Origin of the sequence: Psychrobacter sp. FME13, from assembly GCF_014861395.1 — a bacterium.
Lineage (GTDB): Bacteria > Pseudomonadota > Gammaproteobacteria > Pseudomonadales > Moraxellaceae > Psychrobacter.
In genome coordinates, this window is sequence record NZ_RRYV01000273.1 from 1 (window position 1) to 1790 (window position 1790).

Annotated in this window: 1 protein-coding gene; it reads left to right on the forward strand. The window is 39.0% G+C overall.

Features of this window, described 5'->3' with window-relative positions; translation table 11 throughout:
* Positions 1 to 303: 303 nt before the first annotated feature.
* Positions 304 to 1563 (forward strand): multidrug effflux MFS transporter, encoded by a 1260-nt coding sequence (locus tag EI164_RS15905; protein ID WP_192520957.1) that lies wholly within the window; start codon positions 304 to 306, stop codon positions 1561 to 1563.
* The last annotated feature ends 227 nt before the right edge of the window (positions 1564 to 1790 follow it).

The window sequence follows — 1790 nt, forward strand, 5'->3', positions numbered from 1 at the left end:
GTGCGAGCCATAAGTGACGCCTTGTTTCTTTGTTGTGGTAAACATTAGAGTAAGGTGTTGCTTATTTTTTTCAATGTTTTCTCAATTCTATACAGCCCCTAATTAACATCTGTTTTATTGACGTCATTTGCCTATTGAAATATAAATGGATAGTGCGATATAGCACTGTCCACCTTTTAATGTGCATGTGACTATATACTATTGTTTTTGTGAGCTGCTTTTGATACCTCCTATCAACAAGTCACAGCTGATGATAACCATAGTATGAGTAATGAAACACTTATTATATAAAACGGCCTTAATATGTCTGCTTCAAAACCATCCCTCCCCAATAAACCTGTTGCGTCTGAGCGAGTTCGTTCTGCTGATCTACCCGTTGCATGGATTATGATGCTCGGACTCATCGTAGCGGTAGGGCCTTTATCTATCGATATGTATCTTCCTGCGCTACCATCAATGGCAGATGACTTTGGCGTCTCTACGGCTTTTATGGCAAATTCTGTCCCAGCTTATTTTTTGGGTCTGGTATTTGGTCAGTTGTTTTATGGCCCATTCAGTGATCGTGTTGGGCGAGTGAAGCCTTTATATATTGGTATGACGTTATATGTTATCGCCTCAATTATTTGTGCAACCACAAATAATGAGTATGTGTTATTTGCCGGGCGAACCGTGCAAGCGCTTGGAGCCTGTGTGGGATCAGTGGTCACGCGTGCCGCGATTCGTGACCGTTTGACCGCCAAGCAAACGGCAAAAGCATTTTCTATCATGATATTAGTAATGGGTCTGGCACCAATATTGGCCCCATCGCTTGGTGCGCTATTTTTACAGTTTTTTAACTGGCATTCTATTTTTTGGTTTTTGGCTGCCTTTGGTGCGCTTAATTTGTTATTGGCTAAGTTTTTCTTCTTTGAAACACTTATCGAAGAAAACCGAAATGTACGTCCAGCAAAAGAAGTGCTTAGCCAGTATTGGGATTTATTAAAAGACCCAACATTTAATTATCCTGCCATTGGCGGCGGGCTTTTGATGGGAGCCATGTTTGTTTATATTAGCTCGGCCTCTGAGTTGATTATGGATACTTATGGTATGTCAGAAACGCATTTCGGATGGCTGTTTGGTATGAATGCCGCGGGATTTGTCGGTTTAACCCAATTGAATCAATTGTTGACTAATCGCTTTCGGCTATTAAGTATCTTGCGTTTTGGTGCGATGATGCAGGTTATCTCTGCGGGCGTGCTCTTTGTGATAGGTCTATTTTTGGGTACAGATGCCTGGCTACCACTGGTATTGGTCTGTATTTTCTTTTGTATCTCAGGCTTAGGCCTGACTCAGCCCAATGCCTCTGCTATTGCACTGGCGTTCCAAAAAAGCCGTGCTGGTATGGCAAGTGCACTACAAGGCTCATTGATGTTTTCAGTTGGTATTTTCGGTGGGTTATTGTTAAACCTATTTCCAGTTAATCCTGTGCTAAAAGTTGGTATTGCGATGTTTGCACTAATGGGGCTTGGTTGTTTCTTGATTTGGCAAATAGATCGTAACTTAGATTTGAATGACGCAGAGTAGTATTATTAAATTCAAATTTTTAAAATGCCCAATATATATATTATATATTGGGCATTTTTTTTATTAACTTATAAATACAAGTCTTTCATCAGATCAAAAATTAAATTATTAATATATATTAAGGAATATCATTATTGTTGAATTAGTCATTGCATTTTTTATTTTACCTAACTATAGTCAGATGACCACAAAAATGTTATAAAATAAATCAACTAAACGATTACCAC

What these genes read in the sequence shown, in the direction of transcription:
- EI164_RS15905 (WP_192520957.1), top strand. Translation starts at nt 304, where the DNA reads ATGTCTGCTTCAAAACCATCCCTCCCCAATAAACCTGTTGCGTCTGAG.